Origin of the sequence: Pseudoalteromonas xiamenensis, assembly GCF_017638925.1 — a bacterium.
In the GTDB taxonomy this organism is placed as follows: domain Bacteria; phylum Pseudomonadota; class Gammaproteobacteria; order Enterobacterales; family Alteromonadaceae; genus Pseudoalteromonas; species Pseudoalteromonas xiamenensis.
The window spans coordinates 3,041,766-3,058,129 of the sequence record NZ_CP072133.1; the positions used below are offsets into that span (position 1 = coordinate 3,041,766).

Annotated in this window: 13 protein-coding genes and 5 pseudogenes; all 18 read left to right on the forward strand. The window is 43.7% G+C overall.

Annotated features, from left to right (window positions below; translation table 11 throughout):
* The first annotated feature begins 71 nt into the window (after positions 1-71).
* Positions 72-863 (forward strand): hypothetical protein, encoded by a 792-nt coding sequence (locus tag J5O05_RS14585; RefSeq protein ID WP_208842708.1) that lies wholly within the window; start codon positions 72-74, stop codon positions 861-863.
* Complete coding sequence (locus J5O05_RS14590; protein ID WP_244369648.1) at positions 808-2,154, forward strand: flagellar hook-length control protein FliK; 1,347 nt, start codon at positions 808-810, stop codon at positions 2,152-2,154. Before J5O05_RS14585 ends, J5O05_RS14590 begins: the two co-directional genes overlap by 56 nt.
* Before the next feature lie 70 nt (positions 2,155-2,224).
* Entirely contained in the window at positions 2,225-2,752 is a 528-nt protein-coding gene (fliL, locus tag J5O05_RS14595) for a flagellar basal body-associated protein FliL (RefSeq protein ID WP_208842709.1), read from the forward strand.
* 9 nt (positions 2,753-2,761) lie between these two features.
* On the forward strand, positions 2,762-3,856 hold the full coding sequence (fliM, locus tag J5O05_RS14600) for a flagellar motor switch protein FliM (protein ID WP_208842710.1): 1,095 nt from the start codon (positions 2,762-2,764) through the stop codon (positions 3,854-3,856).
* 26 nt (positions 3,857-3,882) lie between these two features.
* A complete protein-coding gene (gene fliN, locus J5O05_RS14605; protein ID WP_208842711.1) occupies positions 3,883-4,284 on the forward strand; it encodes a flagellar motor switch protein FliN in 402 nt (133 codons plus the stop codon).
* Positions 4,281-4,661 carry a flagellar biosynthetic protein FliO gene (gene fliO, locus J5O05_RS14610; RefSeq protein WP_208842712.1) on the forward strand — a complete coding sequence of 127 codons (381 nt, stop codon included), beginning with the start codon at positions 4,281-4,283 and terminating at the stop codon, positions 4,659-4,661. Before fliN ends, fliO begins: the two co-directional genes overlap by 4 nt.
* On the forward strand, positions 4,654-5,403 hold the full coding sequence (fliP, locus tag J5O05_RS14615; RefSeq protein ID WP_208842713.1) for a flagellar type III secretion system pore protein FliP: 750 nt from the start codon (positions 4,654-4,656) through the stop codon (positions 5,401-5,403). The genes fliO and fliP overlap by 8 nt, the downstream gene beginning before the upstream one ends.
* 1 nt (position 5,404) lies before the next feature.
* Positions 5,405-5,674, forward strand: a complete 270-nt coding sequence (gene fliQ / locus J5O05_RS14620; protein ID WP_208842714.1) for a flagellar biosynthesis protein FliQ — start codon at positions 5,405-5,407, stop codon at positions 5,672-5,674.
* Between the two features lie 3 nt (positions 5,675-5,677).
* On the forward strand, positions 5,678-6,457 hold the full coding sequence (gene fliR / locus J5O05_RS14625; RefSeq protein WP_208842715.1) for a flagellar biosynthetic protein FliR: 780 nt from the start codon (positions 5,678-5,680) through the stop codon (positions 6,455-6,457).
* Between the two features lie 9 nt (positions 6,458-6,466).
* Entirely contained in the window at positions 6,467-7,597 is a 1,131-nt protein-coding gene (gene flhB / locus J5O05_RS14630; RefSeq protein WP_208842716.1) for a flagellar biosynthesis protein FlhB, read from the forward strand.
* A 74-nt stretch (positions 7,598-7,671) separates the two neighbouring features.
* A pseudogene (gene flhA / locus J5O05_RS14635) lies at positions 7,672-9,784 on the forward strand (flagellar biosynthesis protein FlhA).
* Between the two features lie 18 nt (positions 9,785-9,802).
* Positions 9,803-11,255 (forward strand): annotated as a pseudogene (flhF, locus tag J5O05_RS14640) (flagellar biosynthesis GTPase FlhF).
* The gene (locus J5O05_RS14645; RefSeq protein ID WP_208842717.1) at positions 11,248-12,108 is read left to right on the forward strand and encodes a MinD/ParA family ATP-binding protein; all 861 of its coding nucleotides are present in this window, start codon (positions 11,248-11,250) and stop codon (positions 12,106-12,108) included. The pseudogene flhF and the gene J5O05_RS14645 overlap by 8 nt, the downstream one beginning before the upstream one ends.
* A 23-nt stretch (positions 12,109-12,131) precedes the next feature.
* A pseudogene (locus tag J5O05_RS14650) lies at positions 12,132-12,841 on the forward strand (RNA polymerase sigma factor FliA).
* Positions 12,842-12,882: 41 nt separating this feature from the next.
* Complete coding sequence (cheY, locus tag J5O05_RS14655; protein WP_010385696.1) at positions 12,883-13,266, forward strand: chemotaxis response regulator CheY; 384 nt, start codon at positions 12,883-12,885, stop codon at positions 13,264-13,266.
* 21 nt (positions 13,267-13,287) lie between these two features.
* Positions 13,288-14,056, forward strand: a pseudogene (locus J5O05_RS14660) (protein phosphatase CheZ).
* 15 nt (positions 14,057-14,071) lie between these two features.
* A pseudogene (locus J5O05_RS22890) lies at positions 14,072-14,454 on the forward strand (Hpt domain-containing protein); the annotation flags it as partial.
* A gap of 39 nt (positions 14,455-14,493) precedes the next feature.
* Entirely contained in the window at positions 14,494-16,326 is a 1,833-nt protein-coding gene (locus tag J5O05_RS14665) for a chemotaxis protein CheA (RefSeq protein WP_425281500.1), read from the forward strand.
* Positions 16,327-16,364: the final 38 nt, after the last annotated feature.

Genomic DNA, 16,364 nt, shown 5'->3' on the forward strand with positions numbered 1-16,364 from the left:
TTTATCAATAAATATTACGGCTTGATATGCCAAATCGGAAGTAAATTGCCGCAATCTCTTTGAGGTGAACTATGTTTTCAATCACGACTGCAGTTGCATCAAATCCAAAACAGGACAACCAAAAATCGTTTATGGATGAAGATCTATCAAGCGAAAAGGGGGATGTTTTCGCCGAGGAGTTGGCATTTGCGGAAGAAAAAGTCGATAACCGTCAATTTCAACGTGATAAAAAGATAGCTGATACGGAGGTTACAGACAAAACTTCTGATAAATCGGCAAAAACAACCGGCACTGAAATAGATAAACGAAATTTAAGTGAAGCTGATGAGACGGTAGATGATGACTTATTGCTTGAACAACATGACGTTAAAGTAGATTTTGAGTCTAAAGAAGAATCAGATTCAATAAACGAGTCTGAAAGCGCAAATGATTTTTTAACGTTTCTACAATCGTCATTGGCCACCGTTACAACGCTAAAAAGTGCGACGTACAAATGTGAAGAAGATACCTTAGATGAACAATCTTCTAATGATGCTAATGAATTAATCGGGCAAGCGACCTCATTAGGAACACATGATTCACTCGATGAAACGGTAGCGCAAACGCAGAGCTTAGATAAGCAAGCAGAGGCTATAGCGAGTGAAGTCAGTAATAAAAAGAGTGCTGACAATCAAAGCGAGGTCAAAGCAACAAACCTCGATGAGCTAGTCTCTAAAATGGAAAAGAGTGACAAGCAAGAAACACTATCCATAGCATCATCAAACAAGGATTCCCAACCGCAGATTAAGTTTGCACAGCTGCTTAACAATGAACAAGCAAAAGAAGAAGCCAATACCAAGGCAATCGAGACTCAAAGTAAATGAACTTGAAAAGCAACTTAATAGTCTATCGACAGAGGAACAAAGTAAGTTGAAGGCTTTACTTGAAGAAAAGCTTGAACAAGGTACTTTGACGAAGGAAGAGCGTCTTATTGCGCGCCAGATTGTTTATGCGCTTAACGATGCAAAGAATGGAAATGTTACGCTTCCAGTAAAAGACTTTGTTTCTCAAAGTAGCGCTGTCAAAACGACAAATGAAAATAGTCAATCCGAAAATAACTCTAAAAGTCAGCCGACTGCCGCTGCAAGTGTAACCAATCTCTCGACAGAGCTAACTTCTGAAGTCGAAGCGGTTGAATCTATTGCTGACTCTTCACTCTTGGGGGATGGCGAGAATGTAACGGTTGGCTCAAAAGTAGCGAATGTGGAAGATAAAGCGCCTTCGGAAAAGCGACAAATTGAACAACTTGTTTCTTCTAACAGCCAGCTCAGTAAAGGCGAGTCCAAAGATGTACAAGGTGAATCGAAAGTAGCTGCATCGGCTAAAAGTGCAGACAAGACGACTGTAGAAAACACTTTCTTTAAAGTAAACGAAGAGTCAATGCTGCAAAAACAAAATGTTGAGCAGAAACTGGATGTGTCGAAAGTGAAAGTGGATGTTTTAGATGAGACTGATGTTGAGCAAGAAGAGAACAGCGCTCACCAAAACGTAGAGGAAACAAAGGGACTGGCGAATGTCTCTGCCAAGACTACGGAGCAACCTTCTTCTATTAATCGGGTCATGCAAACCATTGCACAACTTGCTGATCCAAATAGCCAAATTGAGTCTGCTGCCAACAAACAATTTGCAATGCAAGTCGAGCAAGCACAACATACTAATCATGCTCAGCAGGCAGCACAAAAAGTCGTAGTAGACCCTGAATTGTTGCAAGCGATGAATATCGCAAGACAAGATGCGGCGAAAGAGTTGCAAAATCGCGTTTCAATGATGCTTAACCTGAATAATAAAGAGGCGGAGATCCGTTTGGACCCACCGGAACTTGGCAGCATGCAAATTCGTATTCGCAGCGATGCTGAACAAGCGCAAGTGAATTTTGTTGTGCAAAATCAGCAAGCAAAAGAGCTATTGGAGCAATCCATGCCAAAACTTCGTGAAATGTTAGCGGAGCAAGGTATAAACTTAGGTGAAAGCAGCATTGAACAGGGATTTGCCGGCAATCAAGGTGATGGAGAATCGATGGGACAACAGGCACCAACCGTTCACAGAGTGAGCAATCAGAGCCTCAAAACGTTGAAAACTTGGCAACAAAAGCAAAATCCTCAAGTTCAGCAATAGATTACTATGCCTAACAACTGCTATGCTATAACCACAATAGCGCATTTTTTAGAATAAAGTGGGTGAGAAGATGGCGGAAGATAATAACAGTCTAGAAATAGAAGAAACGGGCGGGAAGAAGAAACTTATCATAATCATCGCCGCAGCTGTTGTCGTTGTCGCAGGTATTATTGGTTTCTTTTTATTTTCAGGTTCGTCAGAAGAACCGGTAGAGACACTTGCTGAAGAAGTACCCGCCACCGCAGCACCAGCAGCAAATAGTTCGAGTGCTCAAGTTGGAAGTGCGCTCTATGTTGCCATGCCAAGACCCTTCGTGTTTAACGTTCCAGGTGCCAGTCGAGACCGAATTGTACAAATTAAGGTACAACTATTAGTTCGAGGCGATGGAAACGAAGAAGTTGCTAAAAAACATATTCCACTCATTGAAGGGACACTGCTCAGCGTTTTCTCGACAACAACAGCAGATGAGTTGAGCACAACCGCGGGTAAAGAAACACTCCGACTAACCGCGCTAGACAAAGTTCAAGAAGCATTAACCAGTGTTGAAGGCAGCAAAGTTGTAGAACGTGTGTTGTTCACTGGTTTTGTAATGCAGTAGAGGTAGAGTGTGAGCGATTTACTTTCCCAAGACGAAATCGATGCGCTACTCCATGGTGTTGATGAAGTCGAAGAGGACGACATAAACGACGATGACGGTGAAGGCAGTTCCAAAGCCTTACAATATGACTTCTCTTCTCAGGATCGTATTGTCCGTGGTCGAATGCCAACGCTCGAAATCGTGAACGAGCGCTTTGCTCGACATATGCGTATTTCTCTATTCAATATGATGCGTCGTACCGCCGAAGTTTCAATCAACGGCGTTCAGATGCTTAAATTTGGCGAATATATCCACACACTGTTCGTTCCAACCAGTTTGAATATGGTGCGATTCCGTCCTTTAAAAGGGACTGGACTCATTACTATGGAAGCGCGATTAGTCTTTATCCTAGTTGATAACTTCTTTGGTGGTGATGGTCGATATCACGCTAAAATTGAAGGTCGTGAATTTACTCCTACCGAACGTCGTATCGTGCAGATGCTTCTAAAAATCATCTTTGAGGATTATAAAGAAGCTTGGGCACCAGTAATGGACGTGTCTTTTGAATATTTAGACTCAGAAGTAAACCCTGCGATGGCGAACATAGTAAGTCCAACGGAAGTGGTCGTCATTAGTTCATTCCACATTGAACTCGACGGTGGTGGTGGTGATTTCCACATTTCCCTTCCGTATTCGATGTTAGAGCCGATCCGAGAGCTACTTGATGCGGGTGTGCAGTCTGATACAGAAGATACCGATTTGCGTTGGAGTAAAGCATTACGTGACGAAATTATGGATGTTGAAGTTGAGTTGTCCACGCAATTGCTTGAAATTGATTTGAGTTTAGCGCAGGTTATGGAGCTAAAAGCGGGTGATGTAATCCCTGTGGATATGCCTGAACACGTAACGGTATTTATAGAAGAGTTGCCGACCTTTAGAGCAAAAATGGGGCGTTCAAGAGATTTTGTTGCGCTTCAGATTAGCGAAAAGATTAAGCGACCAGAATCGGTTAAATCCGAGCTCCATGTCTTTACTAAGGGTGGTAAAAAGCTCGACAATGATGCCGAATTGGCTGAATTAGAAGAAGATCTACACTTGTCTGAAGGTGTTGATCTTGATTGGTAATCAAGGTTTTAGCAGGGTTTTAAAGTATGAGTGACGATCAAGATACAATGGATGAATGGGCAGCAGCCCTCGCCGAAGCAGAACAAGCCGATGTTGGTGCAGAACCTGAAATTGCTGAATTAGAAGAGTTTTCTGAAGGTTCTGGAACAAAACTAAGTGCAGATGAGCGCAGAAAGTTAGATACGATTTTAGACATTCCTGTAACCATTTCGATGGAAGTTGGGCGTTCAAAAATCAATATTCGTAACTTGCTCCAGCTTAACCAAGGTTCAGTCGTTGAACTTGACCGCGTAGCGGGTGAACCGCTGGACGTGTTAGTCAATGGAACGCTTATTGCGCATGGTGAAGTGGTTGTGGTCAACGATAAGTTTGGTATCCGTTTGACGGACGTCATTAGCCAAGTAGAGCGAATTAAAAAATTACGATGAGTGTGCTATTTTTAGTCTTGCTTGGTTTCAGTGGTTTTGCATTTGCTGCGAACCCAGCGGATGCACAAAACGTGATGACGATGATGACTTCATTACTTGGAGTTGTGATCGTCATTTTGTTATTGGCATGGCTTGTAAAAAAATTAAATCCTCAGCTTGGTGCGTCTGAGCACTTTAAAGTCGTGAGAAGTATGCCCTTAGGCACAAAAGAACGATTGATGATTATTGAGTTAGACGATAAACAACACCTCTTAGGGGTAACGCCCAATAGCATTAATTACCTATATCAACTCGAGAAACCTCTGCCTCAAGCTGAAATGCCGATGATGGCGAAAGGGATTTCTGAACTGCTGAAGACTTCGAAAAAAAATGAATAATGCTCTAAAGCTACTTATCTTCACAGCAATATTGTTTTATCTCCCATGTGTAAATGCGGAAGGCATCGAAGCTTTGAGTATTACTACCACCCCTGATGGCACGCAGGAATATTCCGTAACACTGCAAGTGCTCGCGATAATGACGGCACTGAGTTTTATTCCAGCCGCGGTCATTATGATGACGTCATTTACGCGCATTATTGTTGTTCTTGGGATTTTGCGTCAGGCTATCGGTCTTCAACAAGCACCTTCAAATCAAATTTTGGTTGGTATCTCGTTGTTTATGACTTTTTTTATTATGGCGCCAATATTTAACCAAATAAACGACCAAGCATTACAACCGTATTTGAAGGATGAAGTTACTTCCATTCAAGCGCTTGAAATTGCAAAAGAGCCGATGAAGGCGTTCATGCTCTCTCAAACGCGCATAAAGGACCTTGAAACATTCGCTAAAATAGCGGGTTACGACAAACTTGATAAACCAGAAGATACACCCTTTATTGTTATCATCCCAGCATTTGTAACGTCGGAATTGCAAACCGCTTTTATTATCGGGTTTATGTTTTTCATTCCTTTCCTTATCGTTGATTTGGTTGTAGCCAGTGTATTAATGGCCATGGGTATGATGATGCTTTCACCGATGATCGTTTCTTTACCGTTTAAAATAATGCTATTTGTGCTCGTAGACGGTTGGGGACTAGTCATGGGAACTCTCGCACGAAGTTTCGGTTTGGGGGTGTAATGTGGAACCAGAAGTATTCGTCGATATTCTTAGTGATTCGCTTTTTTTAGTCATCAAGCTTGTGTCGGCGATTGTTATACCCGGTATGGTTGTGGGACTATGTGTGGCCGTGTTCCAAGCGGCAACCTCAATTAACGAGCAGACATTGAGTTTCTTACCAAGGCTCATTATTACCATCATAGCGCTAATTTTTGGTGGACATTGGCTTACACAAGAACTGATGGACTTTTTTACTCGTCTAGTGGAAATGATCCCAGAAATCGCGGGGTAAAAAATGGAATTTCCGTTTGCCATTGTTATCCAGTGGTTGAGTGATTTTTTGTTACCGTTAGTGCGCGTTAGTTCGATGATGATGGTAATGGCGGGACTTGGTGCTCAAAATGTGCCGAGTCGAGTTAAACTCGCTATGGCGGTTGTTACTACATTCGCGTTAGTGCCTGCGCTTCCACAAACTCAATTCACCGATTTATTTTCTTTGTCCATGATATTTGTGGTAATCCAGCAGATGCTTATTGGTATCGCAATTGGTTTTGCCTCCTTGTTACTCTTAAACACGTTCGTAATCGCAGGTCAAATACTTGCAACGCAGACAGGTTTAGGATTTGCCTCTGTAGTAGATCCCGCTAATGGCTTATCTGTACCCGCTGTTGGGCAATTCTATTTAATACTTGCAACCCTACTTTTTTTTGTCTTTAACGGACATTTGATGATGATCCAGATGGTCGCATTTAGTTTTGAAACATGGCCAATTAACGGAGAATGGTGGCCGGTTGACAATTATTGGGATATTTTGATGTGGGGGGGGTGGATGTTTTCGACTGCCCTTGCTCTGTCTCTTGCACCGTTGACTGCTATGCTTGTTATGAACATTTCATTTGGCATCATGACTCGGGCCGCACCACAAATGAACATATTCTCTGTGGGCTTCGCGTTTACACTGGTTGCTGGTTTAATGATAATTTGGGCAACAATGGGAAATTTCATCACACAGTACGAGTTTCAATGGCTTAAAATGGTTGAATTAATGTGTGGTATGATAGGTTGTAGCGTTTAGGTGTAGAGAATGGCTGAAGATTCAGGTCAAGAAAGAACCGAAGAACCCACCAGTAAAAAAATAGATGAAGCTCGAAAAAAGGGGCAAATTGCCCGTTCAAAAGAGTTAGGGACAACTTTTGTCCTTATTTTTTCCGCAATTGCACTGCTCATGTACGGACCCGGTATCGCAAAAGGTTTATATAACTTAATGGGACGTATGCTTACCCTTAATCGCAATGAAACCTATGATACAACGAAGATGTTTGCGGTGTGGGGAAGTGCATTCAGTGAATTGATTTTTCCTATGGCGATGTTTGTTTTTGTCGTTGCGCTTGCCGGAATAATTGGGAATACCTTGTTAGGTGGTTTCAATTTTAGTTGGGAAGCGGCCTCTCCAAAGCCAAGTAAAATGTCGCCGATGAAAGGCATTAAGCGCATGTTCGGTGCTCAGGCGGGTATCGAATTGATCAAAGCTATCTTAAAGTTTTCGCTTGTCGCTGGGTTTGCGATTTTGCTTATTCAAGGGTACTTTTATGAAATACTTCATTTAAGTATTGAAAGCCCGCCACAAAGTATCGTTCATGCTTTGGAGATTTTAGCTTGGATGTTCTTAGCCTTGAGCTGCACGCTTGTCATCATTTCTGCAATTGACGCGCCTTATCAAAGTTATAATCACCACAAGCAATTAAAAATGACACTGCAAGAAGTTAAAGACGAATATAAAAACTCAGAAGGTGACCCGATGATTAAGGGTCGTATTCGTCGTCTACAGCGCGAAATGTCGCGGCGAAGAATGATACAAGATGTTCCCGATGCAGACGTGGTTGTGACTAACCCAACTCATTATTCTGTTGCGCTTAAATATGATACGGAAAAGGCAGGCGCCCCGATGGTCATTGCTAAAGGGGTGGATGAGCTTGCGATGCAAATCAGAAAAGTTGCTATTGGTAATGACGTGCCTATCGTTGAATCTCCAGCATTGACGCGTTCACTTTATCATACAACGGAAGTTGGCGACCAAATACCAGAGCAACTTTTTACGGCGGTTGCACAGGTACTTGCGTACGTATTCCAATTAAAACGTTTCAATAAAGGTCGAGGTAAGAGACCGGTGCCATTGAAAAAAGAATTACCGATCCCAGATAACTTAAAGCATTAACATTAACTTTCTATTCTACTGGAATAGTTATTGCTTTAAACTTAATGCGTCAATTTATTTTCATAAGATAACCTATGGATTTTAAAGCAGTTCTAGACCAGTTTAAACAAAATAGAAATGACTATCTCAAAGGGATAGGCACCCCGATTATTGTTTTGGCCGCGCTTGGTATGGTTATTTTACCCATGCCGCCGTTTTTGCTAGATGTGCTTTTCTCCTTCAATATTGCCCTTGCACTCGTTGTGTTGTTAGTCACGGTTTACACGTTAAAACCGCTTGAGTTTGGTATGTTCCCTTCTGTTTTGCTTATCGCAACTATTTTGCGCCTCGCGCTAAACGTCGCAAGTACGCGAGTTGTGCTACTAGAAGGACACAATGGGGGAGACGGCTGCGGGTAAAGTCATCGAAGCGTTTGGATCCGTTGTTATCGGTGGTAATTACGCGGTTGGTCTTATTGTTTTTATCATTTTGATGGTTATTAACTTTGTTGTAATCACCAAAGGTGCTGGCCGTATTTCGGAAGTTTCTGCACGCTTCACCTTAGACGCGATGCCTGGTAAACAAATGGCGATTGATGCGGACTTAAACGCCGGATTTATTTCCGCGGAAGATGCGAGAACTCGTCGTGAGGAAGTCACGCGCGAGGCGGACTTTTATGGTTCTATGGACGGTGCGAGTAAATTCGTAAAAGGGGACGCGATAGCGGGCCTTGTCATTCTCTTTATCAATATTATTGGTGGTTTGTTTGTAGGGATGATCCAACATGACCTTAGTTTCTCTCGAGCAATGGAAGTGTACACACTTCTCACCATCGGTGATGGTCTTGTAGCGCAAATCCCTTCACTTCTGTTATCCATTGGTACGGCCATTGTGGTAACCCGTGAAAATGCTTCCCAAAACATGGGAGAGCAGGTTCAGAAACAATTAGGCAATGAAAAGTCGCTTTTTATTGCTTCAGGTATCATGTTTATTATGGGCGTTGTGCCTGGAATGCCCCATCTTGCTTTCCTAGGCTTTGGTACTTTTCTAGCTTACCTAGCTTATTATTTACAAAAGCAAAAAGCGAAAGCCGAAACCGAAGCCGCGGAAATGGAAGCGAAAGGTGGGGCCATTGCTGCGAATAAGTCCAGTCAGTTAGACCAAAAAGAGCTCGGCTGGGACGACGTACAGCCGGTAGATGTTATCGGATTGGAAGTAGGTTATCGTTTAATCCCACTAGTTGATCAAGCCCAAGGCGGTGAGCTGCTGAGTCGCATCAAAGGTGTACGTAAGAAGCTTTCACAAGAACTCGGTTTCCTTGTCCCGCCAGTTCATATTCGAGATAACTTAGAGTTGGATCCGAATGCTTATCGAATCACGCTCATGGGTGTTGCGACGGGAGAAGGCGAACTAAAACATGGCGACGAGTTAGCGATAAATCCTGGCCAAGTATTCGGTCCGATCAATGGGGTTGCTACTCGAGATCCCGCGTTTGGCCTGGATGCGGTATGGATAAAACCTGACCAAAAAGACGAAGCACAGTCTCTGGGCTATACCGTAGTCGATGCCGCAACGGTGGTCGCGACGCACATTAGTCAATTATTAACTAATAACGCTTCGTTGTTATTAGGCCATGAAGAAGTTCAGAATTTGCTGGATATGTTGGCGAAAAGCCATCCTCGATTAGTTGAGGGTCTAGTACCTGATATTTTACCGTTAACAACGGTAGTTAAAGTGCTACAAAATTTACTCAATGAAGGGGTCGCCATCCGTGATATGCGTACGGTTGTGCAAACCCTTGTGGAGTATGGTCCACGCAGTCAAGACCCTGATGTACTCACGGCTGCAGTGCGAATTTCACTTCGCCGACTCATCGTTCAAGATGCGGTTGGTAACAACGACGAAATCCCTGTCATAACATTGGCGCCCGAGTTGGAACAGATGTTGCATAACTCATTGCAGAACGCAGGTGATGAGGGCGCAGGTATCGAACCTGGTCTTGCAGAGAGGCTTCAAAACTCATTGAGAGAAGCTCATCAAACGCAAGAAATGCTAGGCGAACCTTCCATCTTATTAACCTCTGGAATGTTACGAAGTGTGCTATCAAGATTTGTTAAACACACGATTCCGGGCCTTCGAGTGATGTCATATCAAGAAGTGCCGGAAGAAAGACAAATCAAAATAGTAAGCTCAGTTGGACAGCAATAGTGAGTAAGGGGTTGTCAAATGAAGATCAAACGTTTTTTCGCAAAAGACATGCGTACTGCATTGAAAGAAGTGAAGGAAGAACTTGGTCCGGATGCAGTGATTATGTCGAACAAGAAGTTAGCTGACGGTGTTGAAATCGTTGCTGCTGTAGACAATGATCGTGCGCCTCAAACAGCCCCAGAACAACCACAAGCCCCAATTCAAACTGAGCGTAAAGTAGCACAGGTTGCTCCTCGTATCGTTCGTCCTGAAGTCCGCTCGCGCTAAGCCAGAGCCGCAAGCACAAGTAGCTGACTCATTACAAGCTCTGTTAGAAAGACAAGCTTCTGCGCGTCCACGTTCTCCAGAGCTTGCTTCGATGTTTTCTGAATCAGGAATTGACACAGAAAAAGCATTCGCGCCAAAAATGCCTACTCACAAAACGGCGCGTCCTCAGGTAGCACAACCAAAAGTACATTCTCAATGGGACATGGCTGATGAACTCGATTCAGGATTTGGTGATGAAGTAGACCTTCGCCAAAATACTGACACTGGCTCAAGTGAAATGTTAAAAATGCGCGAAGAAATGAACGCTATCCGTCAACTTCTTGAATTCCAACTTTCTGGTTTGATGCAGCAAGACCTTGCGCGTCGTGACCCTACTCGAGCTTGTTTAATTGAGCGTTTGAAAGGGATGGGGATTGAAGAATCCGTAGCAGACCAGATGGCTTGCTTTATTCCTGATGACGTATCACGTAAAGAAGCGTGGAATGCGTTGTTATCAATGGTGGAAAATCAACTCCACACAACGAACAATGAAATTTTACGTCAAGGTGGTGTTTTCGCGTTAGTTGGCCCAACGGGTGTTGGTAAAACGACGACTGTTGCAAAACTAGCTGCTTTGGGTGCACAAAAGTTTGGCGCTGACCAAGTTGCATTAATTACAACAGATACTTACCGTATTGGCGCTTATGAGCAACTCTCAACATACGGTCGCATCATTGGTTGTCCAGTTAAACAAGTAAAAGATGCACAAGAATTGTCAGAAGTGTTATATCATTTACGCAACAAACGCTTAGTCTTGATTGACACAGCGGGTATGAGTCAGCGAGACTTACGCTTAACAGAACAATTAAATACGCTCATGAAGAATGCGCGCGTTGATATTCGCAGCTATCTTGTATTAAGCGCAACAGCGCAAATGAACGTACTTCAAGAGACGGTGCGCCACTTTAAGAAAGTAAATTTAAGTGGTTGTATCTTCACAAAACTTGATGAAAGTCTAAGTTTGGGCGAGATTATAAGTGTAGCGATTCAAAATCGCCTGCCAATCGGGTATCTTACTAACGGCCAGCGTGTGCCAGAAGACATCCGAGTTGCAAACGCTGAAAAACTAGTTAAAAAGGCTGAGCAATTATTCATTAGACGTTCAAAAGCTCAACATTCGAGACCTGTACCAGTGGCGTCTCAAGCAGTAGGAATGTATGATTAACACAGTATTAGATCAAGCAAGTGGTCTGCGAAGAATGAATCAAAAGAATAACCACGGCGTCAAAGTCATAGCAGTAACAGGCGGTAAAGGTGGAGTTGGGAAAACTAACGTCTCTCTCAACACAGCAATCGCAATGGGACAACAAGGGCATCGAGTACTTGTGCTTGATGCTGACTTAGGTCTTGCTAATTGTGACGTAATGCTTGGCTTACGCGTTGAGAAAAACCTTTCTCATGTGCTTTCCGGTGAATGTGAACTTGATGAAATCTTAGTTGAAGGACCTGCGGGCATTAAAATTGTGCCGGCAACATCAGGCTCGCAGAATATGGTGGAGTTAACACCTGCAGAGCATGCTGGCTTAATCCGAGCATTTAGTGAACTTAATACTGAATTTGATGTTCTGATTGTTGATACGGCAGCAGGCATCTCGGACATGGTCTTAAGCTTTTCAAGGGCAGCTCAAGACGTTATGGTTGTTGTATGTGACGAACCAACGTCTATTACTGATGCCTACGCGTTGATAAAAGTACTAAGCCGTGAACACGGCGTATACAAATTTAAAATTGTTGCCAACATGGTGCGAAGTCTCCGTGAAGGCCAAGAATTATTTGCTAAACTTTCTAAAGTGACTGATAGATTCTTGGATGTAGCGCTTGAAATGGTGGCGACAATTCCTTTCGATGAAAACATGCGAAAGTCTTCTCGTCGTCAAAAGACGATTGTTGAATTGTTCCCTAATTCTCCAGCCGCTGTAGCGTTTAGAGGCCTTGCTTCAAAAGCTGCTAAATGGCCAATTCCACACCAGCCATCAGGTCACTTAGAATTTTTCATTGAACAACTCGTAAACGGATAGGTATGGCATTGGTAAATAAGACCATGGGATATCAGACCACAGACTACCTCGGACAACTAGTGGAGCGTCATGCACCGCTGGTCAAAAAGGTGGCGTGTCATCTCTTGGCAAGATTACCAGCAAGCGTACAGCTAGATGACCTGATCCAATCCGGCATGATAGGCCTCATTGAAGCGAGCAAAAATTTTGACGCGACAAAAGGGGCAAGTTTTGAAACCTTTGCCGGTATTCGGATTCGTGGCGCTATGTTGGATGAAATTCGCCGTGGTGATTGGAACCACGCTCAGTCCATCGCAATAACCGAATGGTCGCAGAGGCGATTTCCGAGCTTGAAGGAATTCTTGGTCGAGAGCCAAAAGATACTGAAATAGCTGAAAAACTTGATATTACGTTAGATGAGTACCATCATATTTTACAGGACGTAAATTCGAGCAGAATTTTGGGGATTGAAGATCTCGGGGTGGACGAAGATGTAATAACTACCGCAGATCAAGATTTGTCACTGGACAAACCGTTTAATGTTGTTAAAAATGAGCGCTTTAACCAATCTCTCATTGATGCAATTCAATCCTTACCGGAAAGAGATGCCTTAGTTTTGTCGCTGTACTACAACGATGAAATGAATTTAAAAGAAATCGGGCAGATACTAGATGTAAGTGAATCTCGTGTTAGCCAAATTCATGGTCAGGCAATGATTCGGCTTAAAGCTAAAATCAATGACTGGATCAATTAAAGATACAAATAAAATGGGTTCAAACCTCACTGGAGGATGTTTTGGATAAGAACATGAAAATTCTCGTGGTTGACGATTTCTCGACGATGCGTCGAATCATCAAAAACCTGCTCAGAGATTTAGGTTTTACAAATGTTCAGGAAGCCGATGACGGTAGTACAGCTTTGCCAATGTTGCAAAACCAAGAGTTTGACTTTGTTGTCACGGATTGGAACATGCCAGGCATGCAAGGCATTGATTTGCTCCGTGCAATTCGTGCAGATGACAAGCTTAAGCATATTCCAGTTTTAATGGTTACTGCAGAAGCAAAGAAAGAACAGATAGTAGCGGCAGCGCAGGCTGGTGTGAATGGTTATATTGTTAAGCCGTTTACCGCGGGCACACTAAAAACGAAACTCGAAAAAGTGTTTGAACGTTTAGGCTAAAATAACCAGAAGGAGAGGCTTATGTCGGCTAATGCTGCGCCTCAAATCAGTCTTGAACAAGCTAAACAGCTTGTCGCATACCTAGAGCAAGGTGAACAAGAAAAAGCGGACCAGCTCATTTTGGAAGCTGCGAGTAAAGAGCAGTCTGAGTCTCTTTGCTGAAGTAGGTAAGTTAACTCGCCAACTTCACGAGTCGCTAAAAAACTTTGAACTAGACACGAGATTGACGGACCTCACGACAGAAGCACTTCCTGATGCTAAGCAACGCCTAAATTATGTAATGGAAATGACTGAAAACGCGGCCAACAAAACCATGGATGCCGTGGAAGCCAGTCTTCCTCTCGCACAACAGTTATCTGAAGATATTTCCCATATTAAACCAACGTGGGATAGGCTAATGAATCGCGACATTCAACTTGGCGAGTTCAAGTCGTTATGTCATGACATTGACCGATTTATGCAGACCTCTCCGAATCGTACGGAAGAGCTGCAATCTTTGATGACTAACGTTTTGATGGCACAAGATTATCAAGACCTTACTGGCCAGGTTATTCGCAGAGTAATAGAACTGGTTAGGGAAGTTGAAGACAGCCTAATTCATCTACTAACTGTATTCGGAACCGCAGACGAAAGCTCAATAAAACAAAAACGAGCTGAGCCGAAAGTTGTCGTCAGCGATCCAAATGAATTGTCGGGGCCGGAAGGACCTATTATTGACCCAGACGCTAGAGATGATGTGGTTTCAGGCCAAGATGAGGTCGATGATTTGCTATCCAGTTTGGGCTTCTAATAGGAGAGTATGTGCATGAGCTTTGAAGTCGATGAAGATATATTACAAGACTTTCTTGTTGAAGCCGGCGAAATACTAGAGCAGCTTTCCGAGCAGTTAGTTGAGACTCGAGAATAATCCCGAAGACAGAGAGCTTCTGAACGCTATTTTCCGTGGCTTCCACACGGTTAAAGGTGGCGCAGGCTTTTTGAGCATGACAGAACTTGTTGATGCGTGTCACGGTGCAGAAAACGTGTTTGACGTGTTGCGTCAAGGGCAGCGTAGAGTGTCTCCAGAATTAATGGACGTCATTTTACAAGCATTGGACACAATCAATGAAATGTTTGGTCGTATTCAAAATCGCGAGCAACCAGATCCAGCGGATCCTGGGCTACTCGAAACTCTCCACGATTTAAGCCGACCTGAATCCGAAGACCAACCCAAAGCTCACGCCTCCGTTGCTGAAACTCTGGACGAGTCCCGAACCTGTTGCAGAACAAGTTGAAGCAGCACCTTCAGCGGCAGGGGGTGAAGACCCATTTGAATTCGATGATATCTTTTTTGAAGCATCAAACAGTGCTAAACCAGCTGCTGAAGCGGATAACGGCATTGATGAAATCACGGAAGATGAATTCGAAGCATTACTTGATGAACTACACGGTGCAGGAAAAGCGCCAGCCGTAGGTGGCGATTCAACGCCTGCTAAAGCTAGCCGAGATGATGGCGATATCACTGATGAAGAATTCGACCAACTTTTAGACGAATTACATGGTGTTGGTCAGTTCGGCAGTAATGCATCTGTTGAGCCAACGCCTGCTCCATCTGCACCTAAAGCAGCTGCTCCAACGCCATCAGCAAAACCAACGTCGTCTGGTGATGAAGATATTAATGATGACGAGTTTGAAGCATTGCTCGACGAGCTACACGGTAAAGGAAATGCACCTAAAGCGGTTGAAGAGGAGCCGGAAAAACCGAAAGCGGCAACGCCTCCTCCAGCAAAACCGGCTCCTGCACCAGCTCCAAAAGCTGCGGCTCCAGTTGCGAAGCCTCAGCCTAAAGCTGAACCAGTTGAAGAGAGAGCTTCACCGGCATCTGCAGCTAAAAAAGCGCCGCCAGCGGCACAAGCAGAGACAACCGTTCGTGTTGATACAAAACGTTTAGACCAAATTATGAATATGGTTGGCGAATTGGTATTAGTGCGTAATCGCTTGGTAAGCTTAGCAACCAATGCGAGTAGCGAAGCAATGGGTAAAGCAATCTCCAACCTCGATGTCGTGACAGCAGACCTTCAAGGGGCTGTAATGAAAACTCGAATGCAGCCGATCAAGAAAGTATTTGGTCGCTTCCCTCGAGTTGTACGCGACCTTGCTCGTAGTTTGAGAAAAGACATCAATCTAGTGCTGGAAGGGGAAGAAACCGATTTAGATAAAAATTTGGTTGAAGCACTCGCTGATCCGCTTGTTCACTTAGTAAGAAACTCAGTTGACCACGGTATCGAGATGCCAGACGTGCGTGAAGCAGCTGGAAAACCAAGGCAAGGTACTGTAACGCTTTCAGCATCGCAAGAAGGTGACCATATACTTCTAACCATCCGTGATGATGGCGCAGGTATGGACCCTGAAAAGCTTAAAAAGATTGCGGTGACAAAAGGCGTAATTGATTCAGACCAAGCAAGTCGTTTATCAGATACTGAAGCGTATAACCTGATATTTGCACCAGGATTCTCTACTAAAGAGCAAATCTCTGATATTTCAGGTCGTGGTGTGGGCATGGACGTTGTTAAAACGAAAATCACCCAACTGAATGGCTCAGTAAATATTCAATCGGAACTTGGTGTAGGTACTGTACTTGAAATCAAGGTACCGCTCACACTTGCTATTCTACCGACCTTAATGGTCATTGTTGGTGAGCAAACCTTTGCATTACCGCTGGCAGGTGTTAACGAAATTTTCCACCTCGATTTGACAAAAACAAATGTCGTTGACGGTCAATTGACGATAATTGTAAGACAAAAAGCGATCCCTCTTTTCTATCTTGAACATTGGTTGAAAAAAGGCGCAGATCGATCTCGCCGCAAAGCAGAAGGTCATGTTGTCATCGTGCAAATAGGAACCAAGCAGGTTGGTTTCGTTGTGGATTCGCTTATTGGACAAGAAGAAGTGGTCATTAAGCCTTTGGATGCACTTCTCCAAGGTACTCCTGGTATGGCCGGTGCGACTATCACCTCAGACGGTGGGATTGCGCTTATTTTAGATGTACCAAATCTGTTAAAACACTATGCTAGTAAGTAGGAGCTAAGGCTCCACCACGTACTAAGAAAGTATGAATG

What these genes read in the sequence shown, in the direction of transcription:
- J5O05_RS14585 (WP_208842708.1), top strand. Translation starts at nt 72, where the DNA reads ATGTTTTCAATCACGACTGCAGTTGCATCAAATCCAAAACAGGACAAC.
- J5O05_RS14590 (WP_244369648.1), top strand. Translation starts at nt 808, where the DNA reads ATGAACAAGCAAAAGAAGAAGCCAATACCAAGGCAATCGAGACTCAAA.
- fliL (WP_208842709.1), top strand. Translation starts at nt 2,225, where the DNA reads ATGGCGGAAGATAATAACAGTCTAGAAATAGAAGAAACGGGCGGGAAG.
- fliN (WP_208842711.1), top strand. Translation starts at nt 3,883, where the DNA reads ATGAGTGACGATCAAGATACAATGGATGAATGGGCAGCAGCCCTCGCC.
- fliO (WP_208842712.1), top strand. Translation starts at nt 4,281, where the DNA reads ATGAGTGTGCTATTTTTAGTCTTGCTTGGTTTCAGTGGTTTTGCATTT.
- fliP (WP_208842713.1), top strand. Translation starts at nt 4,654, where the DNA reads ATGAATAATGCTCTAAAGCTACTTATCTTCACAGCAATATTGTTTTAT.
- fliR (WP_208842715.1), top strand. Translation starts at nt 5,678, where the DNA reads ATGGAATTTCCGTTTGCCATTGTTATCCAGTGGTTGAGTGATTTTTTG.
- flhB (WP_208842716.1), top strand. Translation starts at nt 6,467, where the DNA reads ATGGCTGAAGATTCAGGTCAAGAAAGAACCGAAGAACCCACCAGTAAA.
- J5O05_RS14645 (WP_208842717.1), top strand. Translation starts at nt 11,248, where the DNA reads ATGATTAACACAGTATTAGATCAAGCAAGTGGTCTGCGAAGAATGAAT.